This window comes from Stenotrophomonas sp. (assembly GCF_032061965.1).
Taxonomy (GTDB): Bacteria; Pseudomonadota; Gammaproteobacteria; order Xanthomonadales; family Xanthomonadaceae; genus Stenotrophomonas.
In genome coordinates this window covers 1-15,658 of sequence record NZ_DAMBEF010000062.1, presented here as the reverse complement: position 1 = coordinate 15,658, position 15,658 = coordinate 1, and the positions used below count along the sequence as shown (strand labels likewise).

General features: G+C 65.2%; 17 protein-coding genes and 1 pseudogene. 7 read left to right on the top strand and 11 right to left on the bottom strand.

The window, feature by feature from the left end; translation table 11 throughout:
- Positions 1-408 precede the first annotated feature (408 nt).
- From RT460_RS18425 to RT460_RS18410, 4 genes and pseudogenes are all read right to left on the bottom strand, one after another.
- Positions 409-1,159, bottom strand: a pseudogene (locus tag RT460_RS18425) (IS110 family transposase); the annotation flags it as partial.
- A 462-nt stretch (positions 1,160-1,621) separates the two neighbouring features.
- The gene (locus tag RT460_RS18420; protein ID WP_313321124.1) at positions 1,622-2,569 is read right to left on the bottom strand and encodes a FecR domain-containing protein; all 948 of its coding nucleotides are present in this window, start codon (positions 2,567-2,569) and stop codon (positions 1,622-1,624) included.
- 109 nt (positions 2,570-2,678) lie between these two features.
- A complete protein-coding gene (locus tag RT460_RS18415) occupies positions 2,679-3,185 on the bottom strand; it encodes a sigma-70 family RNA polymerase sigma factor (protein ID WP_313321122.1) in 507 nt (168 codons plus the stop codon).
- Between the two features lie 242 nt (positions 3,186-3,427).
- Positions 3,428-4,318: a LysR substrate-binding domain-containing protein gene (locus tag RT460_RS18410; protein ID WP_313321120.1), complete on the bottom strand. Its 891-nt coding sequence runs from the start codon at positions 4,316-4,318 to the stop codon at positions 3,428-3,430.
- Between the two features lie 86 nt (positions 4,319-4,404).
- On the opposite strand from RT460_RS18410, the gene RT460_RS18405 reads away from it, so the two are divergent.
- The 3 genes from RT460_RS18405 (at position 4,405) to RT460_RS18395 (ending at position 6,436) form a co-directional block, all read left to right on the top strand.
- Positions 4,405-4,989, top strand: a complete 585-nt coding sequence (locus tag RT460_RS18405) for a LysE family translocator (protein ID WP_313321118.1) — start codon at positions 4,405-4,407, stop codon at positions 4,987-4,989.
- A gap of 21 nt (positions 4,990-5,010) precedes the next feature.
- Positions 5,011-5,604, top strand: coding sequence for an NADPH-dependent FMN reductase (locus tag RT460_RS18400; protein ID WP_313321116.1), 594 nt, complete (start codon positions 5,011-5,013; stop codon positions 5,602-5,604).
- Between the two features lie 259 nt (positions 5,605-5,863).
- A complete protein-coding gene (locus RT460_RS18395) occupies positions 5,864-6,436 on the top strand; it encodes an Ax21 family protein (protein WP_313321114.1) in 573 nt (190 codons plus the stop codon).
- A gap of 456 nt (positions 6,437-6,892) precedes the next feature.
- On the opposite strand, the gene RT460_RS18390 is transcribed toward RT460_RS18395, so the two are convergent.
- The 5 genes from RT460_RS18390 to RT460_RS18370 form a co-directional block, all read right to left on the bottom strand.
- Complete coding sequence (locus RT460_RS18390) at positions 6,893-7,921, bottom strand: NAD(P)H-dependent glycerol-3-phosphate dehydrogenase (protein WP_313321112.1); 1,029 nt, start codon at positions 7,919-7,921, stop codon at positions 6,893-6,895.
- A gap of 19 nt (positions 7,922-7,940) precedes the next feature.
- On the bottom strand, positions 7,941-8,456 hold the full coding sequence (secB, locus tag RT460_RS18385) for a protein-export chaperone SecB (RefSeq protein ID WP_313321110.1): 516 nt from the start codon (positions 8,454-8,456) through the stop codon (positions 7,941-7,943).
- Between the two features lie 102 nt (positions 8,457-8,558).
- Positions 8,559-8,996 carry a rhodanese-like domain-containing protein gene (locus tag RT460_RS18380; RefSeq protein ID WP_313321108.1) on the bottom strand — a complete coding sequence of 146 codons (438 nt, stop codon included), beginning with the start codon at positions 8,994-8,996 and terminating at the stop codon, positions 8,559-8,561.
- A gap of 65 nt (positions 8,997-9,061) precedes the next feature.
- Positions 9,062-9,493 (bottom strand): hypothetical protein, encoded by a 432-nt coding sequence (locus RT460_RS18375; protein WP_313321106.1) that lies wholly within the window; start codon positions 9,491-9,493, stop codon positions 9,062-9,064.
- Positions 9,494-9,519: 26 nt separating this feature from the next.
- Positions 9,520-9,978, bottom strand: a complete 459-nt coding sequence (locus tag RT460_RS18370) for a YiiD C-terminal domain-containing protein (RefSeq protein WP_313321104.1) — start codon at positions 9,976-9,978, stop codon at positions 9,520-9,522.
- Between the two features lie 42 nt (positions 9,979-10,020).
- On the opposite strand from RT460_RS18370, the gene RT460_RS18365 reads away from it, so the two are divergent.
- The 4 genes from RT460_RS18365 (at position 10,021) to RT460_RS18350 (ending at position 13,630) form a co-directional block, all read left to right on the top strand.
- Complete coding sequence (locus tag RT460_RS18365) at positions 10,021-10,812, top strand: uroporphyrinogen-III synthase (RefSeq protein WP_313321102.1); 792 nt, start codon at positions 10,021-10,023, stop codon at positions 10,810-10,812.
- A gap of 105 nt (positions 10,813-10,917) precedes the next feature.
- Positions 10,918-11,895, top strand: coding sequence for a uroporphyrinogen-III C-methyltransferase (locus RT460_RS18360; protein WP_313321100.1), 978 nt, complete (start codon positions 10,918-10,920; stop codon positions 11,893-11,895).
- A complete protein-coding gene (locus RT460_RS18355) occupies positions 11,892-13,154 on the top strand; it encodes a heme biosynthesis HemY N-terminal domain-containing protein (protein WP_313321098.1) in 1,263 nt (420 codons plus the stop codon). The genes RT460_RS18360 and RT460_RS18355 overlap by 4 nt, the downstream gene beginning before the upstream one ends.
- 38 nt (positions 13,155-13,192) lie before the next feature.
- A complete protein-coding gene (locus tag RT460_RS18350) occupies positions 13,193-13,630 on the top strand; it encodes a hypothetical protein (RefSeq protein WP_313321096.1) in 438 nt (145 codons plus the stop codon).
- Positions 13,631-13,708: 78 nt separating this feature from the next.
- Here the strand turns inward: RT460_RS18350 and RT460_RS18345 are convergent, their stop codons facing one another.
- On the bottom strand, positions 13,709-14,653 hold the full coding sequence (locus RT460_RS18345) for a hypothetical protein (protein ID WP_313321094.1): 945 nt from the start codon (positions 14,651-14,653) through the stop codon (positions 13,709-13,711).
- A gap of 105 nt (positions 14,654-14,758) precedes the next feature.
- The coding region (locus RT460_RS18340; protein WP_313321092.1) for an acetyl-CoA C-acyltransferase at positions 14,759-15,658 on the bottom strand (900 nt) is incomplete at its 5' end.

Here is a 15,658-nt window from a genome sequence, read left to right as displayed (position 1 = left end):
TGATGAGGTAATGGTTTGCAAGCAGGCACCAGCACCGTATGGCGCCTAACAATTCCGTAAGGAGCTTCCCGTCAACTCCGGGCGCATGATGTCCTTGCCTTTCGCGTGAGGCATAAACGCATCCTCTGTTGTTGTACCGTTACCACCGTTCGCCAGTTCGCCAGGCATTCCAAGCATTGCCAGACTGCACTTCCGTAATCGGTCTTGTTGGATCGCTGTTGCTGATCCGGACCAGAGTAAAAACCGCACCCGAAGGCCTCTCTCATTCATCGGATTCGCCCATGACCGGGGATCAGCCGGGCATGTGGTGGCGCCATCTTGTTAGTCAAGCTCTCTTCGGGGCGGTCTGACCGCTTGTTACCTTCTCGCTCTGGCGTTGAACACGTAAAAGAATGCTGAAGTGATCAATCAAGTCGCAACCGTGAGCTCACTGCGCTTTCGTTGCCGCTGCACCATTGGATGCCTGAGCCACGCATCTGCATCGTAGTTTTCATCATGCGCAAGCATCGCCCATATCTGCCGCGCATGCTTGTTGGCGATAGCAACCAATACTTTGCCGAACGGCAGGCGGCTGGCCAGATCGCGCATCCAGATCTGCTCGGGCGTGGATCGCTCCACGCTCACCGCCTTGGCCCGTTGCAGACTACTGCGTGCGCCTTGGATCAATAGCGTGCGTAGATAGCAATCGCCACGACAACTGATCTTGCCCAGCCGTTGCTTGCCCCCGCTGGAATGCTGGGTAGGTGTAAGGCCCAACCATGCTGATAGCTGTCGGCCGTTCTTGAACTCCCGCCCCTTGGCGATGCTGGCCACTATTGCGTCGGCCGTCAGTGGGCCGACGCCGGTAATTCGTTGAACGCGCGTGCAGTACACATCCGCTTTGGCATGTGCGGCTATAGCTGCTTCGCATGCTTCCAGCCGCTGCCGCACCTGTTGCCAATGTTGGTACAGCTCACTCAGCAGCAAGTGCACTATCGCAGGCAACTTACCGATCACATTCTGGTTCTGCAGCGCGCTGCGCAGCGCCGCGTCACCAAGGGCAATCACCACACCGAACTCCGCCAGCAGACCGCGCAGGCGGTTGTTGATCGCCAGGGCCTCGACCTTATAGCCTTCACGCACGCGATGCCAAGCCAACCTCGCCTGTCAATCCGGTCCGGGCCAGCACGGTGGCCAATGCCTGGTCCACGCTGTAACGACCGGACAAGGCAGCAGCCTGCATGCCGCCCACGTCATCGGACGCAAACAGGATGCGGATGCCGGCCTGATCGGCAAGGCGGGTCAAAGCCACATCCATCGGCTGCGCGGCCAATTGCAGATTCACCGCCGCCGGCGTGGATGTGCTCGATGATTGGGCCAGTACCGGCGTGATGACCACCAGCAGGATGCTGGCGGCCAGGGAGGACAGCAGAAGGGGCCGGCGGCCGGGGAGGGAAAGGGAGCGCATGGTTCCTGTCGGTCTGGAAGGAGTTCCGCAGCCCTGAGGGCCACGGGGTTGATGAGAACGACTCTCATTCCTATAGACGGACCGACACGGCAAAACTTGCACCGCCAAACCACGAATTCTTTGTCAGGAATTCCGCCGGGTACAGTCCACCGACCGCACAGGCCGGTGCTGCACTCAGCGAATCACATGCAGCAGCGGCAGGTTCACCAGTTCAGCATCGGCCAGTGCCGCGACTGCGCGCAGCAGCGCAGGCAGGTCATCCAGCGCGAACACCCCACTCAGGCGCAACTGCTGCAGCCGATCCCCCACCACCACCACGCGACCGCGCAGATAGCGTTCCAGCTCCAGCGCGATGTCCTGCAGCGCCTGCTGGTTGAAGATCAGCTTGCCGCGGATCCACGCCGTGGCTGCAGCCGCGTCCACGCTTTCCAGCAGGCCAAGCACGCTGTTGTTGAACACCAGGCGCTGATTGGCGGCCAGGGTCATCGTGCCGGCGATCGCGCTGAGTTCGACCACTCCGGAGAGCACCGTCAACACGCTATGCCCCCCGCGTTGATGCAATGAGAACCGGGCGTCGCGACTACGCAGTTGCCCATCGCGCGCATTCACGGTGAACGGCAGCGGGCCCGCCGCCGCTACCTCCACGAAAAGCTCACCGGCATCCAGTGCCAGCTGTCGCTGCCTTGCACCAAACTGCATCGACACCGCACTGGCAGTGTTGAGCCAAGCCCGGGAGCCATCAGGCAAGGCCAATTGCAGGCGTTGCCCAGGGGCGGTGCGCTGGTCCGCAAGCACCGTACCGCTTAGCCCCAACACCCCTGCCCCGGCCAACGCAGCGGCGGAAACGCCACCCAGCAGCAGCCCCCGCCGGCTGATGCCGCGCGCCGGCGATGCGGCCAATACCCGCACCAGTTGCTTGTGCTCACGCGCAAGCTCGGTATCGGCGACCGCTTGCAGCAAGCTTTCGGCTTGATGCCACGCCTGGCGATGGGCGGGCGAACGCGCACACCATTGGCTGAAAGCCTGGCGCTCGTCGGCACTGGGTGTGCCGCCCAGGCGCACCAGCCAATCGATGGCTTCGTCGTCGACGACGCTGTTTCGGGAACGGAATCTGTCAGGCATGGAGGCGTGGCATCAAGGGCTGCGCGATGGTGTGGGCAGTGGGAATCACACCCCACACCTTGTAGACGAATGGACCGCACCAAACTTGCAGCAGCCGGCGCGGCAATGATCATTCTTTCTGCAACTGGCTCCGGCAATGGCGCAGCGCCTGACCGATGTACTTGGCCACCATGCTTTCGGAAACCCCCAGCCTGCGCGCGATCTGCGCGTGGGTAAGGCCGTCGACGCGGAACATCAGCAGCGCCAGGCGGCTGTTGGGCGGCAACTGCCGCAGCGCGCGATCCAGCCGGCGCAGTTGTTCGTTGCCCACCGCATGCTGTTGCGGCCCCGGGCCAGGATCCGGCAGCGAAGCTTCCGGCTCACCGTAACCCTGGGTCCGCTGTTCGCGCCGCACCGCATCGATGGCCAGGTTGCTGGCAACCCGGTAGATGAAGGCACGACCATCCTGGATGCGTGCGTCTTCGTTGCGGGCGTCGGCATCGAGCAAGCGCATGTAGGTGTCCTGCATGACATCCTCGGCACGCTCACGGCTACCGGTGCGGCGCTGCAGGTGGCGCGCAAGTTCGTCATAGAGGGCAAGAAAGCGCTCGACGAGACGCGAGGCCGGGCGGTTCACCGGCGCTCCCGCACTAGCGCGATGTGCCCAACGCGGCGCACGCGCATCGCGATGGAAAGGCTACGTCCGTGCATGACCAGACACGTTCTCCGTGTAATCAACCGTTGGCTGGCACGGAAGGCTGGCTAACGCGCACATCATAACGTGGCTGCCGCACACGAATCAGCGCCGCTGGACGAAAGCCGGCAATAGCTCGGTCATCACAGTGTTGCAGCACCGTGCACTGCGATGCCCGCAGGTGCTCAGCCCGCCTGCTCCCGCAGCCATGCAATCACCGTGGCCACGGCATGACGACGCGATGCATTGGCGGTGCTGCGCGGCGGGCGCACGATCCAGTAGGCATTGGCCAGGCGGACTTCGTGTTGTCCGAACGGACGGACCAATGCACCGCCTGCAAGTGCATCTGCAGCCAATCGCCCGCGTGCCAATGCCACACCTTGTCCCAGTTCGGCACCGCGCAATACCAGATCCGACGATGCCAGCCGCGGTCCGTCCGTTACCTGCAATCCTGCCGGCCCATGCACATCCGACCAGCGCCGCCAACTGGCCGCCGGATCGCGATCATGCAGCAGGCGCAATGCGTGCAGGCAAACGGGGTCTGTGCCCACGTCCATGGCCTGGCAGAAGCCGGGGCTGGCAACAGGAAACAGCACTTCATCCATCAGTGGTTCGCATTCCAGACCGGGCCAGGGCCCCGTCCCCATCCTCACCGCCAGATCGACGCCATCGGCCAACGCATCCAGGCGCTGATTGACCAGAACCGACAGCGCAATGCGGGGATGCGCACGCTCCAGCGCCGGCAACCGCGGCAGCAACCAGCGCGCGGCAAAGGACGGCGCGACGCTGATCGTCACCGAGAACAGCGACTGCGTCTCACGCGCCGCGGCGGTGGCGTCGACCATGTCCTGCAATTGCAGCAGCAGGCGCTGGCCCAGCGCAGCGCCGTGCGGCGTTGGCGTCCATGTGCGCGTGCCCCGTTCAAACAGCGGCGCACCCATCCACGCTTCCAGCTCGGCCAGGTGACGGCTCACGGAGGAATGGGATACGCCCAGTTCCCGCGCGGCAGCCCGGACACCTCCCTGCGCGCAAACCAACGCAAACGCCCGCAACGCATTCAATGGCAATGACTTCATGGTCTCAATGGTAGACCGTACTGGTTCGATCAGGCACCAGCCTGGTCCGGGACACTTCACTCACCACGCCACCCGACCCCGACATCATGTTGCTTAGCGCACTCATCGCCGCCAGCGGACTCCTGCTGGTCGCCACCCTCAGTCCCGGACCCAACAATCTGGTGGTGTTGCGCACCGCCGCCCAGGGCGGCATCGCCGCAGCCTGGCCGTCGATCCTTGGCATCGTCCTTGGTGGCGTCACCCTGCTGGGGGTAGCAACCACCGTTGGCGCCAGTGCATCGGCGTGGCCGCTGGCGCGCACCTTCATCGCGGTAGCCGGCGCCCTCTACCTGGGATGGCTGGGCCTGCGCCTGCTGCATGCACGCGGCGACGAGCACGCCAGCGCGGCGCTTCCTGCCGGGATAACCGGCCTGTTCTGCTTCCAGTTCCTCAATCCCAAGAGTTGGGTGATGGCGCTGTCGTTGGTAGCGGCTTTTCCACCGCTGGGCATGGTGCAGACGCTGGCTTGGCTGATACCGCTGTTCCTGCTGATTCCCACCGCCAGCCTGCTGCTCTGGGCCTTGCTCGGCCAGCAGCTGGCGACGCATCTGCGCAACCCTGGCCTGCGTCGCCGTGTCGACCGCATCATGGGGCTGGCCTTGCTGGCCAGTGCCTGCCTGCTTCTGCTTTGACCCACCACCACAGGAAACCCGATGTCCAACGACAGCCGCCACCTGCAGATTCTCGCCTTCGCCGGCAGCCTGCGCCGCAACAGCTACAACCGGCACCTGCTGGAAACCGCTGCCCTCGCCGTTCCGGATGGCATTCAGCTGACCGTGTACGACAGCATCGCCGACGTGCCGCTTTTCGATGAGGACCTGGAGAAGGAACACCCGGCCGGCCCGGACGGCGTGCGTCGCCTGCGTGCCGCGATCGCGGCCGCCGATGCAGTGCTGATCGCCACGCCCGAATACAACCAATCACTGCCGGGCGTACTGAAGAACACCATTGACTGGCTCTCGCGCAAAACCACCGATGGCCAGGAAGTGCTGGCCGGCAAGCCGATCGCCATCATCGGCGCGACCCCCGGTGCCTGGGGCACGCGCCTGGCCCAGGCGCAGCTGCGCCAAGCCCTTGTAGCCACCGGCTCGCTGGTGATGCCGGCACCGATGCTGTTCGTTCGCGATGCCGCGCGCGTTTTCGACGCCGACAGCGGTCACTACGACGCGGCCACCCAGAAGCGATTGACCGCGGTGCTTCAGTCCCTGCAGCGCTGGGCCCGCCAGCAGCTGGCCAGCGTTGATTGAGCGGAGGCCGTACGCCTTCAGAGGCATTGGAAACCAACTCGGGCAGACCCGTCTGCCCGTAATGAAGGCGCCGTAGCGGGCTGTAACCAAGGTACAGACGAGAAGTTCCCATTTGGCATGCCCAATTTATGTACTGCTCAGTTTGGTATTCAGGGTGGATTCCGTTGGCTAACGGATAATTCACAACTGTCGAAGCGGGAAACGTTTTCACCCCCCCCTCCCGCCAGACCAAACCAAAAATAAAAAGGTACTAGCCGAAATGAAGACTTCCCTGATCGCCCTGGGCCTGCTGGCCGCTCTGCCGTTCGCTGCCTCGGCCGCTGATGGCTTGTCCTACAACTACGTGGAAGGCGGTTACGTGAACACCGACACCAAGGGCGGCGACGCCGATGGTTGGGCCCTGAAGGGCTCGGTTGCGGTGCACCCGAACTTCCACATCTTCGGTGAGTACAACGCTCAGGAAACCGACCGCGGCAACGTTGATGTCGACCAGTGGCGCCTGGGTGTTGGCTACAACTACACCGTGGCCCCGAACACCGACCTGCTCGCCCGCGCTGCATACCAGAAGTTCGATCCGGACTACGGCCTGACCTTCAATGGTTACAGCGCTGAAGTAGGCGTGCGCACTGCCTTCACCCCGAACTTCGAGGGCTATGCCCTGGCCGGTTACGAGGACTACAGCAAGAAGCACGGCGTGAACCCGGACGGCGAGTTCTACGGCCGCGTGGGCGCCACCGCCAAGTTCAACCAGAACTGGGGCCTGAGCGGCGAAGTGAAGCTGGCCAAGGCTGGCGACAAGGAATGGTTCGTCGGCCCGCGCTTCACCTGGTAAGCCGAATAGAAACAAAAAGTTAGTGGTGTTGTACGGCGCGTGCTCTCTCTCCCCCGCGCCGCTGGAAGCCCGGTCCTCCCCGACCGGGCTTCTTTTTTTGCGTTCGGCGCTGTGTGATCCGGTAGTGCCGAGCCAAGCTCGGCAGAGGCTTCACCCGGTCAACCGCCAAAGCTACCCCTCCCCAGCCCTCCCCTTGGCTGCGCCAAAGGGAGGGGGCAAAGAAGCCCGGCATCGCCGGGCTTTTCTTCAATCCGTGGGAAGCCCGGTCCCCCCAGCCTGACTTCTTTCTTGCGCTCGGCGCTGTTTGATCTGGTAGTGCCGAGCCATGCTCGGCAGGGGCTCCACCCCGTCGACTACCAACGCTACCCCCTCCCCAGCCCTCCCCTTGGCTGCGCCAAAGGCAGGGGGCAAAAAAAACCCGGCATCGCCGGGCTTTTCTTTCATCTGTATCGATCCTTATTTGAACAGCGTGTCCGGATATTCCGGCTTCTGCTCACGGGCCAACAGTTGCTGCAGGCCTTCAGCGGGGCTCAGCTCGCCATGCAGCACCGACTGCACTGCCTTGGAGATCGGCAGGTCGATGCCATGGCGATCGGCCTGGCGCATGACTTCATCGGCGGTCTGCACCGATTCCACCACCTGGCCTATTTCCTTCACTGCATCCGGCAGGCTCTGGCCACGGCCAAGCGCGAGACCCAGGCGGCGGTTGCGCGACAGGTCGCCGGTGCTGGTCAGCACCAGGTCACCCAGGCCGGCAAGGCCCATCAGGGTTTCCGGCTTGCCGCCAATGGCAGCAGCCAGCCGCAGCATTTCGTTGAGACCGCGGGTGATCAGGCCGGCACGGGCGTTCAGGCCCAACTGCATGCCATCGGCCACGCCGGTCGCTACTGCCAGCACGTTCTTCATTGCCCCGCCCAACTCGGCGCCGACCATGTCGTCACCGGTGTAGGCACGGAATGCCGGGCCATGCATGGCATCGGCCACCTGCTGGGAAAATGCCTCGTCATCGCCGTGCACGGTGATGGCGGTGGGCAGGCCCAGGGTCACTTCCTTGGCGAAGGACGGGCCAGTGACGACGGCCAACGGCACGTCCGCGCCCAACACTTCGCGCGCAACTTCATGCAGAAAGCGACCAGAACCGGGCTCGAAGCCCTTGGTCGCCCAAGCCACGCCGGCCCCGGCCGGCCGCAGCGGCGCAAGCGCGCGCACGGTTTCGGCAAAGGCATGCGAAGGCACTACCACCAGGATCCAGCTGGCACCACTGACGGTTGCCGCCAGGTCGGTGCTGGCACGCAGGGATTCGGGCAAGGGAATCCCCGGCAGATACCGGGGATTCTCATGACGCTGGTCAATCGCCTCGATTACAGCGGCATCACGTCCCCACAGCACGGTCTGACACCCGTGCCGGGCCAACAGGGTGGCCAGCGCGGTGCCCCAGGACCCCGCGCCAAGAACGGCGACCTTTTCCGCGTCGTTCGTACTCATCCTGAAAACCGAACGCCGATCAGGCGTTGCCGGCCGGCTCGGAGTCGGCCAGCGAGGCGTTCTCGCCCTGGGCCTGACGCTGACGCAGGGTTTCGGCGTACAGGCCTTCGAAGTTGATAGGCTGCAGGTAGAACGGCGGGAAGCCGCCAGCCTGGATCAGGTCCGACACCATCGTGCGCACGTACGGGAACAGGATGTTCGGGCACTGGGTGCCCAGCAGCACGTCGATCGCCTGCGGGTCCAGGCCGATCAGGCCGAACACGCCAGCCTGCTCCACTTCGGCCACATAGGCGGTCTTGTCGCCGGCCTTGCAGGTCAGGGTCACGCCCAGCACCACTTCAAAAGCGGTCTCGGACAGGCGCTGCACCTTCTGGTTCAGGTTCAGCTGCAGGTCCGGCTGCACGTTCTCGTTGAAGATCGTCGGCGAGTTCGGGGATTCGAAAGAAACGTCCTTGACGTAGATCTTCTCGATGGTGAAAGCCGGGCCGTTGGCGTTTTCGGCCGGGGCTACGCCGTTGGTGTTCTCTTCGGACATTTCTCAAGACTCCAGAACAGATTGTTCAATGATTGGGATTGTTACCAGACCAGCGATGGGGGCTGTCGCCCGCCTATACAAGGCCTGAACAGAACTTATTGCTCAGCCGCGGCCCTTCACCAGCAGCAGATCCGCCGCCTGCCAGGCAGGCAAGCCGCCTTCCAGCACGTAAACCTGCTCGTAACCGGCTTTCTTCAACATCTTGGCCGCCGTTGCCGACGCATTGCCGCTGCGGCACACCAGCACCACCGGCGACTGCTTGGCAGTGGCCAGCAGCTTGTGCGACGGGGTCAGCTGGGCCGGCTGCACGTTGCGGCTGCCCGCGATATGGCCCTTTTCAAAGTCGCTGCTGGTGGACAGGTCAATCACCGTCACCCCGCCCGCATTGATCATGTGGGTCAGTTCGGACGGCTTGAGGCCCTTGTAGCCACGGAACAGGCGCGCCACTTCGGTGGCGATGATGGCCACGGTAAGGCCGACCAGGGCCAGCGACAGCATCGGATTTCGGCCGGCGAAGGCCAGCAACTCTTCGTAATTCACTCAGGTCACGGGTCGATAAGCGGGCGTGGATTGTCGCACAGCCAAGGAAAATGCAGCCAATGGGCTCACTGGCCCTGCCACAGGTCCGGCAGGCCGGCAGCCTGCCACCAGCGCTTGCCCTCCGCATCCCAGCGCCAGCGTTCCTTGACCACCACGGTGCGCTCGGCCTGGGTATTGCGGTTGATCACGCTCACTTCCACCCGGCGTTCGATGCTGCCATCGTCCGCCACGCTGTTGGAACGCTCGCGGTAAGAGGACACCTGCACCTGCCGGTAGCGCTCGCGCTGCAGGTCGGTGATCGGCTGCAACTTGAGGTATTCCGGGTCGATGAAGCCTTCGGCGGTATCGAAATCGTTCCAGCGCACCGCCGCCACATAGGCTTCCTGGGTGGGCACCAGCTTGTTGCGCTGGCTGCGGCTGGGGCCATCGCCGGCCTGGGCAGCACCGGCAACCAGCAGCAAGGACAAAGCGACGGATGAAAGCAGGCGTCGAAACATGGGCATCCCCTTGATGGTGGCCAATCCTAGCCTTTGCTGAGGGCAACGAAACGCCCTTCCAGTTCTGCGGCACCGCCAGCAATCTCGGCGCGCACGGTCACGCGCGCACGCCCGCGCTTTCTGAACAGCGTCAGGAAGTCGTCCCAATCCTGATCCGGCGCCGCCCTGGCTGCCGCCTGCAGGTCGCCGTAGACCGGCGCGCGGTAGCGGATGCTGCTGTCGGCCACGTACACCTCGGCCTGCTCGCCGGCCAGCGACAGGCGCAGGCTGACCAGCGCCCAGCCAGCCAGGGTCATCACCGAGGCCAGGCTGCCACCGAAGGCATTGCCCTTGTCGTTGACGTTGGCGGTGAGCGGGGCCTGGATGCTCAGCACGCCGTTTTCATAACCGGTGATACGGATGTCCATGGCCAGTACCGGCGGCATCGCGTTCAAGGTGGACTGCAGGTGCGCAAGCAGCGCGGTGTGATCGGGGGTATCGGGCATGGAATCAAACAGGAAACGGAGAGCGCCCGCATAATGCATGGAATGAACCGCCACGCCTATGTGCCGGCTGACATGCCCTGGCACCTGATCTCGCTGCGCCCGCAGGGCCAGCACGACGCGCTGCGCTGTGCCGCCGCCCGCCAGGGCGCCCGCACCGTGGCGCTTTCGCCTTGGCGATTGGTGCTGCGCGGCGACGACGCCACCCGCGAACAACTGCAGCAGGCGGCAGTCTGCGACCGCCTGCTGTTCACCAGCCCGGCAGCCGCGCAGGCCGCGGCCCGGCTGCTGCCGCTGTCGACGTTGGCACCCGGCAGCGTGGTGGCAGTGGGTGAAGGTACGGCACGGATACTGCGCCGACACGGCGCCCGCCAGGTGCAGGCGCCAGCCCGGATGGATAGCGAAGGCTTGCTGGCACTGCCGGCGATGCAGGACCTGCAGGGCCTGCGCGTGGCCTTGGTCACCGCCCCGGGGGGACGTGGAATGATTGCCCCGCAGGTGATGGCACGCGGTGCGCAGCTGCTGCGCGTGGATGTATATGACCGTGTACCCCTGCAGCTGGGCAGCGCCATGCTGGACCGGTTGCAGGCCTTGCGCGGCAGCACGGTACTGGCGGTCAGCAGCGGTGAAGCATTGCGCAGCGTGCTGCCGCAGCTTCCCGCGGAGTTGCTGGCACGCTGGCAGCAGGCACCTGTCGTTGCTGCCAGCGCCCGACTTGCGGATCTCGCACGGGAACTGGGATTCACCTCATGCCATGTCGCCGCAGGGCCCTTGCCTGCGCAGCTCGTCGCCAGCGCCGCCGCTGCCATCCACACGGCACGGACAACCACAACCTGAGCGGCGGCGGCTTGCAGGCATTCACCGCGCGGGCGATGCTTTGCAGGCATCAACCGCACTGCCCTGTTGCCGGCAGTGCAACGCCTGCCGAGGATGTTGTGCCCCATGAATGATGTTTCCCCCGTTGCTTCACGCCGTCCGTTGCGCTGGATCCTGCTGCTGGTTGTGCTTGTCGCCGTTGGCGCGGCCGGCTGGTTCGGCTGGGACCGCTGGCAGGCGCAGCAGCAACAGGCGGCGCTTGCACGCAACGCCGAAGCGCAACATCTCGGTGCCCTGCAACAAAGCCTGGACATCCTGCGGCGTGACCAACGCGCCAACGCGCGCAGCATCCAGGACGCAGCGGCCACCAACCGCGTGCTGCGTGATGAAGTGCTGGGGCTGGGGCAGCGCAATGCGCTACTGGAAGAAAACCTCGCCCGTCTGGCAGACAGTTCGCGACAGGGCGCCCAAGCCGTGCGCCGCGAAGAGGCCGAGTTGCTGCTCAGCCAGGCATCACAGCGGCTGAGCTTTGCCGGCGACCTGGACGGTGCGCGTCGCCTGTATGCACTGGCCGCCGGCGTACTGGAAAGCATCGACAGCCCGGACTACATCAACCTGCGCCAAGCCCTGATCCAGGAACGCAACGCACTCGATGCACTGGGCCAGGGCGTGCGCGCGGAGACCGCCGAACAGCTGGCCAAGTGGAATACGCAGTTGGCACTGCTGCCCGAGCAGGCGCCCACCCACCCGGAGGTCCGCCAGCCGTGGTGGCAGCAACTGCTGTCGCCGCTGGTGCAGGTGCGTCCCGCCGACGGCACGGTGCTGGTGGCACGCTCCGAACGCATTGCCGCCAATGATTCGCTCGAAATCGAACTGAGCCTGGCCCGCGCCGCACTGGAACGCGGCGACGGCGCCGGCTGGCAACAGGCGTTGGACCGGGTGGACGGCTGGGTACAACGGCTATGGCCGGATTCGCCGCAGCGCCAGCAGCAACGCCGGCAGCTGCAGACCTTGCGTGCGGTTGAACTGCGCCCGGCCCTGCCCGAGCTGGGCAGCACCCTGCAACAACTGCGCGCCATGCGCGCCGCCAAGGAGGCGCCATGAAGGCATTCCGATCCCTGTTGATGGTGTTGCTGGTCGCTGCGATCGGCATCTTCGGCGCGCAATGGCTGAGCCAGGATTCAGCCCGTGCGATGGGTGAAGTAACCGTGCGCGCCGGCAACCACGACTACATCGCCACCGTGCCGCAGGCGGTACTGGCGATCGTGATCGCGCTGCTGCTGCTGTGGCTGTTGTGGACATTGATCAGCACCCCATTCCGGGCGTGGGCACGGCACCGCCGCAAGCAAGGTCGGGCACGCCTGATCGATGGCCTGCGTGCACTTGATAGCGGTCAGTGGCAGCGTGCCGAGAAGATGCTGGAAAGCGCCGCGGGCGAGAAGGAAGTGCGGCCGATCGCCCTGGTGGCGGCAATGCGGGCGGCCGAAGCCCGCGACGACAATGCCAGCGCCGGCACCCATCTGCAGCAACTGGCTGGCGAAGATCCAGTACTGCATGCGTTGCACAGCGCCGAGCGCTGGCTGCAGCAGGACAAGCCGCTGGACGCGATCAACGCATTGGACGTACCTGACGCACAGCCGTTGCCGCCGCGCGGGCTGTGGTTGCGCAGCGAGGCGCTGCAGCGCGCCGGTCGCGCCGAAGAGGCCTACGGCCAGCTCGGCGCCTTGCGCCAGCAGCAGGCCATGCCACCGGCGGTGCTGGCCACCCTGGAAAGCCAACTGGCCCTGCAGATGCTGGATGAGGCGCACGACGTGAATACCCTGGCCGCCCGCTGGGAGGTCCTGCCCAAGACCTTGCGCGTGTCACCGCAGGCCGTCGCCCGCTATGCCAGCCGTGCTGCGGCACTTGGCTGGAACGATGTGGCGCTGCGCAGCATCGAACAGACCCTGGACAGCCAGTGGGACGAAGACCTGGTCACCCTGTACGCGCAGCTGCCGGTGGAGAAGCTGGATTCGCGCCGTGCCAGCGCCCAACGCTGGTTGCAATCGCATCCGTCCAGCCCTGCCCTGCTGCTGGCCCTGGCACGCTTGGCCGGTGGCCAGGGACAGTGGTCGCAGGCCGAGGAATTCCTGCACCGGGCGATTGCCCAAGGCGCTGGTGCCGAGGCCTGGGAGGCACTGGGCGAAACCTTTGCCGCGCAGAGTGACGATACGCTGGCGACGCAATGCCTGCTCAATGCCGTGCGCATGCGACGCGGGCAGACCCCGCTGCCGATCCAGCGCCGCGACCTGCGCCAGCAGATCCAGGACCAGGCCGTCGCCGAAGAGCGCGATGCGCATGGGTTCCCACGTCTGCCCGGCTGAGTCTCTAGAATTCAGCCCCCGCACTACCCACCGACATCATGAAAATTCCCCCGGATATCCACGAGCGCGTAGCGGACCTGGCCGCAGAGATCGTCAACGCAGGGCAATCCGGCGACCGGCGTACCAGTTGGTCCTTGTACGAGGAACTTCGCAGTTATTGTGAGGCGGTCGCTGCAGCGGGCCGTGATCATCCATTCCTGTGGGAAACCCTGGCTGACTTCACCGGCGACGACCAGACCGCCATTGCCTTGTACCAGCGCGCCTTGCCACTGGCTGTCGCTGCCGGCGCCAACGAATACACCGCGTCCATCCACCTTGCACTGGCCGAGCGCTACTCCAACCTCGACGCGGCAGAAGCGGCGCACGAACACGCGTTGCAAGCCGATGCTTTCGCACGCACCAGCGACGACCTGCCGCTGCGCAAGGCCATCAGTCAGTTCCTGCTGGACCATTCGCAGCGCGGCGAACAGGAGTAAACCCGCGCTGCGTTTGACCACGGCACCTCAGCACGGACGCGACAAGGCGGGCTGGCGGTTACGTGCCAGCAGCCATGGTCACCGTCCCTGCTCGCGCAGGGCCTGCTCGCTGGCATCGGCGGCTTGTGCCGCAGCATCCGTGGCGGCATCGGCAGCTGCTGTGGCAGCTGCGACGGCGGCATCTGCGGCCGATGCGGCGGTGTCAGCAGCGGCCTGTGCTGCCGCTGCGTAGGCGGCAGCATCGCGGTATTGCCGGGCGGGCGCGACACCCGCAGCGGCATCCCTGCCCGCGGGTGCATCGGCATCCACCGCCATCACGCTTATCGCGTTGCCATCGGCGATCAGCTGCAACTGTTGTTCGATCTCGGCACTGTACTGGCGCCGGGCGCGGGCTCGATCCTCAGCCACCAGCAGTTGCTGCGGCAGCGCTTGCAGGCGCTGGAAGCGGGCGCGTGCCGCATCGAAGCGCGACAACCGGCGCTCCCATTCCCCCCGCAGCATCTGGCAATAGAGCCAAGCTTCGTCCCGTACTGCGCCGTCGGCGGCGTCCGGGCATTGCCTGGCAAAAACGGCGGCCGCTGCCTGCACATAGACCGGGTACTGGTCCGGCGACGCCTGCCAGGTAGCGCGCTGCAGCACGCCTGCACGTTCCTGGTCCGGGGCATCGACCGCCTCCAGCAGGCGCGCCAATCGCCAATAGCTGGTATCGGTATCGCGCATGCGCTGGTATTCGTCGCTCGCGACCACGGCGGTCAGGCGCTTGATCTCCTCAGCGCTGTAATCGTTCTTATAGATGACAAAGCCATTGCCCGGGCAGGACACCAGCGGCCACGGCGATTGGATGGCGCCATACACGCGCCCGTCAAGGAAGTGGCCGAACGACGTGCCCGAGCCCATTTCCTGCGCACTGAAACGCTCGCCACCAATCGGGCAAACGTGCTCCACCGTCATGAAGGTCATGGCCGCGGCAGGTGCCGCCCAGCCTGCCAACAGCACAGCCAAACCGATCGCGATGCGTTTCATGCCCTGTCCCCATCCGTTGGTGAACAAACCGTAGTGCCGACCCAGGGTCGGCAGGCGCATTACCGGTAACGCATTGCCGAGCATGGCTCGGCACTACACATCGCTTCAGCGCTCGACGATGGCAACCACGCCCATGCCGCCGGCGGTGCAGATCGACACCAGCGCGCGGCCACCGCCGCGTGCGGCCAGTTCCTTGGCGACGGTGCCAATGATGCGGGCGCCGGTCGCGGCAAACGGATGGCCGGTGGCCAGCGATGAACCCAACGGGTTGATCTTCTCCGGGTCGATGCGGCCCAACGCTGCATCCAGGCCCAGGCGGTTGCGGCAGTAATCCTCGCTCTCCCAGGCGCGCAACGTGCACAGCACCTGTGCGGCAAAGGCTTCGTGGATTTCGTAGATGTCGAAATCCTGCAGGGTCAGGCCATTGCGCTTGAGCATCTCCGGCACCGCCACGGTCGGGGCCATCAGCAGGCCTTCGCCATGCACGAAGTCCACCGCCGCCACCTGCGAATCGCGCAGGTAGGCCAGCGGCTCATGGCCATGCGCGCGCGCCCACTCTTCGCTTGCCAGCAGCACCGCGGCGGCACCGTCGGTCAGCGGAGTCGAGTTGGCAGCGGTCAAGGTGCCACGGCCGGACGTCTTGTCGAAGGCCGGCTTCAAGGTGGCCAGCTTTTCCAGCGAGGTGTCCGGGCGCAGGATGTTGTCGCGCTCCACGCCACGGAACGGCGCGATCAGGTCGGTGAAGAAACCGCGCTCATAGGCGGCGGCCAGCTTCTTGTGCGAGGACACCGCCCACTCGTCCTGCGAGTCGCGCGAGATGTTCCACTCCTTGGCCATGTCCTCACAGTGGTCGCCCATGCTCTTGCCGGTGCGCGGTTCGGCCACGCCGGGGAACTCGGGCTTGAGCTCGGAGAACTTGAAGCCCTTGAGCAGGGTGCGGATCTTGTCGCCGGTGCTCTTGGCGCGGTTGGCCGCCAGCAGGCGCGCGCGCAGCTTCTTGCCGTA

Coding starts and splice junctions, on each gene's coding strand:
- secB (WP_313321110.1), bottom strand. CDS start 8,456: ATGTCCGAAGAGAACACCAACGGCGTAGCCCCGGCCGAAAACGCCAAC.
- RT460_RS18400 (WP_313321116.1), top strand. CDS start 5,011: ATGTCCAACGACAGCCGCCACCTGCAGATTCTCGCCTTCGCCGGCAGC.
- RT460_RS18375 (WP_313321106.1), bottom strand. CDS start 9,493: ATGTTTCGACGCCTGCTTTCATCCGTCGCTTTGTCCTTGCTGCTGGTT.
- RT460_RS18365 (WP_313321102.1), top strand. CDS start 10,021: ATGAACCGCCACGCCTATGTGCCGGCTGACATGCCCTGGCACCTGATC.
- RT460_RS18405 (WP_313321118.1), top strand. CDS start 4,405: ATGTTGCTTAGCGCACTCATCGCCGCCAGCGGACTCCTGCTGGTCGCC.
- RT460_RS18360 (WP_313321100.1), top strand. CDS start 10,918: ATGAATGATGTTTCCCCCGTTGCTTCACGCCGTCCGTTGCGCTGGATC.
- RT460_RS18355 (WP_313321098.1), top strand. CDS start 11,892: ATGAAGGCATTCCGATCCCTGTTGATGGTGTTGCTGGTCGCTGCGATC.
- RT460_RS18395 (WP_313321114.1), top strand. CDS start 5,864: ATGAAGACTTCCCTGATCGCCCTGGGCCTGCTGGCCGCTCTGCCGTTC.
- RT460_RS18420 (WP_313321124.1), bottom strand. CDS start 2,569: ATGCCTGACAGATTCCGTTCCCGAAACAGCGTCGTCGACGACGAAGCC.
- RT460_RS18350 (WP_313321096.1), top strand. CDS start 13,193: ATGAAAATTCCCCCGGATATCCACGAGCGCGTAGCGGACCTGGCCGCA.
- RT460_RS18345 (WP_313321094.1), bottom strand. CDS start 14,653: ATGAAACGCATCGCGATCGGTTTGGCTGTGCTGTTGGCAGGCTGGGCG.
- RT460_RS18410 (WP_313321120.1), bottom strand. CDS start 4,318: ATGAAGTCATTGCCATTGAATGCGTTGCGGGCGTTTGCGTTGGTTTGC.
- RT460_RS18390 (WP_313321112.1), bottom strand. CDS start 7,921: ATGAGTACGAACGACGCGGAAAAGGTCGCCGTTCTTGGCGCGGGGTCC.
- RT460_RS18370 (WP_313321104.1), bottom strand. CDS start 9,978: ATGCCCGATACCCCCGATCACACCGCGCTGCTTGCGCACCTGCAGTCC.